We start from the raw sequence: 853 nt of genomic DNA on the forward strand, positions 1-853 counted from the left end.
AAATCCTCAGGAACTACCGCAAAGACGGCACCCCCTTCTGGAATGAACTCTCGCTGTCGACGGTGAAAAACCCGCACGACGGGCAGACTTACTTCGTCGGCGTACAGAAGGACGTCACGACTCAGGTCAAAGCGCTGCAACGGGTTGTGCAACTGGAAGCACAACTGGCCGAGGCACATGCGGAGCTTTCTGCGCTGAAAGCGACGAACGGCAAAAACAAAACTGTGAATTAATGGTCATTAACTACAATCACCAATGACTTTGTATCTATATCTTTCGAGCACGCCATGCAGCGCGACGCACTCCTGACTCAGGACGAACTGGATTTCATCCAGACCATGCAACACAACCCACAGCTCAATGTGCGTGATGCAACGTCGAGCCTGCTCGTCAACAGTGGCTCGCAGATACGTGATCTGCTCACGCGCCTCGCCGCTCATGAGCAAGTCACCCTCCAGGCACATTTTGAAAATCAGCAAATGACCTTTCCGCTGCACTTGGTGGAAGACGAGTTTCATGCGATGCATTTGCGCTTGGGTGTACCGAGCATTTACGAGGACGGACCAATGGTTCGTCCTTGGCGCCTGGTACTTGAAGAACCCGTGGCGCTGGAGAATGCCAAAGGCCAGCCCGGCACAATGTATGTGCACGAAATCTCGTTCAAGGGGGTTTTGCTGGAAGTCCGCAACAAGACCAAACCACCCAAACATTTTGCATTGTGGTTCAGCCCGTCAGGCTATGAACGGATTGCATTGCGCGGTTCTTTTGAACGTGAAAGCGAGCAAGGTTTCTACGCCTACGAATTGAATCAGTCTGACAAAGACGAAACCGAGCGTCTGCGCCAATACATCCT

The 853-nt window shown here is 52.4% G+C and carries 2 protein-coding genes; both read left to right on the forward strand.

Annotated elements, in window-relative coordinates; all coding sequences use genetic code 11:
- Nucleotides 1-233 (forward strand): PAS domain-containing protein (locus AC1DRJ_RS30295; RefSeq protein ID WP_477805355.1); only part of this gene is annotated, 233 nt, incomplete at its 5' end.
- Between the two features lie 54 nt (nt 234-287).
- Nucleotides 288-853, forward strand: a 566-nt coding sequence (locus tag AC1DRJ_RS30300) for a hypothetical protein (protein ID WP_477805356.1), incomplete at its 3' end; no start/stop codon positions are given.

The sequence above is a fragment of the Pseudomonas sp. P5_B2 genome (assembly GCF_056400445.1).